This window comes from Bradyrhizobium sp. 164 (genome assembly GCF_023073715.1).
Taxonomy (GTDB): Bacteria; Pseudomonadota; Alphaproteobacteria; order Rhizobiales; family Xanthobacteraceae; genus Bradyrhizobium.
In genome coordinates, this window is record NZ_JADPKA010000007.1 from 1 (window position 1) to 3,128 (window position 3,128).

The following is a 3,128-nucleotide window of genomic DNA, read 5'->3' on the forward strand; positions in this document are numbered from 1 at the left end:
CCTCCAATAAGCTGACGGCCGCTACCCTCCTAGCCAAGAAGATAGCACAAGGCTGTTTCTACCCCGCGCAGGCGCGCCACAACGCTGGACAGTTTTTTAAAATGTCCCGTTCCATGCGCAGCCGTTCGTTCTCCTCACGCAGCCGGGCGATCTCGGCAGCCTGGTCCGCCGGCATCGGCGCCGCCTGCGTCGAGGGGCGCCGCGGCGCCGATGCCGGCTCCTTCCGGAGCTTATCCACCCAACGCCGCAACACCGAATCGCGAAGACCGAGTTCCTTGCCGACCGACGTGATCGACCGGCCACTGGAGACCACGAGCTCCGCGGCCTGCCGCTTGTACTCCTCGGTAAACGACCGACGTTGACGCTCTTGCATCCGACACCTCCTGGCTCTCAGAGCCTACTACAGGTGTCCACTCATTCGGAGGAGGTTCAGTGCACCGCCGGAGCATTGCGATCAGGATAGAGGTGAAGCGCTGGTGACGCAGGAGCCATTAGCTTATCGCGGGACAAAAGGTCTCTCAGTGCGGGCCAGTAGGTGACCGTGCGCTCAGCTCAGCGATGTTTTCAGCACTAGATTTGGGTTAAAAGGGCACGTCAGTATAGCGCCGCGCCGTGCTCGGGCTGTGGGCGGGCCCGTTTTCTCTGGCTGGATTGCCTGCTGAAGATGCTCCGTCAATCTATGTCTTGATAAGCACCACCTGAGACAGGAAATCGCGTGAGTTTCGCGAGCATCGTCAATTGCTGATCAAGGGGCTCTTGCGACTATTGGGCCGGTCTCACGATCACTCCATGCAGTGCTGGATCTTCATGAAAAGCGCCATCTTAGATGGGATGACGGTTCCGCTCACCATGTTTTCCGCAAACAAGGACGGTGCCGGTACGCCGAAAACCTTCCGACAAGCTGACGGATTTCGCCGCTAGCTTGAAAAAGGGCGACGCACTAGTTGCCTTCGGTCTTTCCGTTTGCGGGCTACGATTATCCTATCGCAATTGTTTAGGCCGCTGCGTGCCAACCTGCTTGCGAGGGCGGGAACGTACAAACGCACAAGAATGGCGCATTTGCCTTCGGACTTTTCTCGCTAACAGCCTTGCACCGTCGAGTGCCTGAGGCGAAGAAGCCGCTTCCCATCGCGATCGGCGATGTTGACTTGAGCGACGTCACTCATGATCTAATCCAAAGCCCCGCGTTGTAGTAGCAGCCGGACGAGATTATCATCTAAACGTCCCCAAATTGGACCTTCCAAGAGCCCCCATCCGCCCTCCAGCCACGCGCTAGCAACGGATTCATCTCGATGATGTGATCGAGCCGGGCCGCGGAAAGTCTCGTTTGACCTGCCACTGAAGTTTCATCCAGCGGCAGCTAGAGTCTCGGGGTTTTTGTGTAGCGAGACCGAACTTTGGACCACCCAGAACTAGAGTTTTGCGCCTCTGATCACGTTGGCGGGCTGGTGGCGCCGGCGTGATTTTGCAGCAAAATCGGCGGCCGATTGCCGCTGGCTCCATGCGGCCGCTCCTCGTTGTAGTATCTGCGCCAAGTCTCCACCTTTTCCCGGGCGTCCGCAAGCGACAGGACCAATGGGCATTGAGACATTCGGCCCGGAAGCGGCCATTGAACGCTTCGATAAAAGCATTGTCGGTCGGCTTGCCTGGCCGTGAGAAGTCCAGCGTGACACCGCGCTGGTAGGCCCACAAATCGAGGTCGCGCGACACAAACTCGCTGCCTTCATCGACGCGGATCGTGGCAGGGATTCCCACTTCATTGCAAAGCCTTTCCAGAACATCCACGACATCGGTGCCGCGGAAGGTGAGCCGCGGCTCCAGCGCCGGCGAGAAGCGAGAGAAGATATCGATGATCGTGAGCACCCGGAGCTTGCCGCCGGTTGCCAGCTGGTCATGGACAAAGTCCATCGCCCAGATCTCGTTGACCCGCGTCGCCGGCCGGCGGTCATCGCGCAGCTTGGCCTTGACCCGGCGCTTTGACGATTTGTTACGCAATTGCAGGCCCAATTCGCGATAGACGCGGCGGGTCTTGTTCTGGCCGTGACGCCATCCTTCGCGGCGCAACAGCACATGGACACGGCGATAGCCGTAGCGTACGCGGACATGGCAGATCTCCTTGATCCGAGCTTCGAGGGCGGCCTGGCCGGAGCGACGAGATTCGTAGTGATAGGTCGATCGATCGAACTCGAGGGCCTTACGAGCCTTGCGGATCGAGACCTGCCACTCACCGCAAACCTCATCGACGAGCTTGCGCTTCCGACCAGGCTTCACAGCTTTCGGCGGATCACGTCCTGCAGCATCTCCTTGTCGAGCGACAGGTCCGCCACCAGCTTCTTCAGCTTGGCGTTCTCGTCCTCGAGCTGCTTCAACCGGCGCATCTCGGTCGGCAGCAGTCCGTCGTACTTTTTCTTCCAGTTGGAATAGGTCGCCTGGCTGATCCCGGCTTTGCGGCAGATCTCCGCCACCGGGACCCCGTCGTTGCCCTGCTTCAGGATAAACGCCTTCTGGGCGTCCGAAAACTTCGAGGCCTTCATCGTTGTCCGCTCCTCCCAGCCGAGGGATTTATACAGCGCCAACTCTAGCCAAAAATGGTCCAGTTTGCCGGCCTCAGATCATTTTTGCAGCGGACTCTAACTCCTTCTGGAGGAATACTCAGTGGCAGGTCACGTTGTCCAAAATCGCAGCGCTCCAGTCGTCGCTTATCGCTCCTTGCCAACGCCGTCCGAGGCGAGTAATAGCGTCGCCGAAGTTCAAGGCCGCTTTTCGGTAGTTACGCTCCTACACCACCACAGGGGACACGACCCCGTTCCACGATCGTATCGTCGGAGAGGACCGCTGACGGCTGCTCCGAATCGATCAGCTGCTTGATGTGGTGCCGCACCGCTTCGGCGGAATGCGCCTCGCCGCCGTCAGCCGAGGCGATCGAGGCCGTAAAGAAATATTTCAGCTCGAACGTGCCGCGATTGGTCGCCATGTATTTGTTGGCGGTAACGCGCGACACCGTGGATTCATGCATCTGGATAGCGTCCGCGACAGCCTTCAGATTGAGCGGCCGCAAATGCGCCACGCCATGGGTGAAGAAGCCGTCCTGCTGGCGCACGATCTCGGTTGCAACTTTCAGGATGGTG

At 59.2% G+C, this 3,128-nt stretch carries 1 protein-coding gene and 2 pseudogenes; all 3 read right to left on the bottom strand.

What is annotated here, in order from left to right; translation table 11 throughout:
* Window positions 1–58 precede the first annotated feature (58 nt).
* Complete coding sequence (locus IVB01_RS03040) at window positions 59–373, bottom strand: transposase (protein WP_247494244.1); 315 nt, start codon at window positions 371–373, stop codon at window positions 59–61.
* Between the two features lie 1,059 nt (window positions 374–1,432).
* Window positions 1,433–2,534, bottom strand: a pseudogene (locus tag IVB01_RS03045) (IS3 family transposase).
* Window positions 2,535–2,803: 269 nt separating this feature from the next.
* Window positions 2,804–3,128, bottom strand: a pseudogene (locus IVB01_RS03050) (RNA polymerase sigma-54 factor); the annotation flags it as partial.

What these genes read in the sequence shown, in the direction of transcription:
- IVB01_RS03040 (WP_247494244.1), bottom strand. Translation starts at nt 373, where the DNA reads ATGCAAGAGCGTCAACGTCGGTCGTTTACCGAGGAGTACAAGCGGCAG.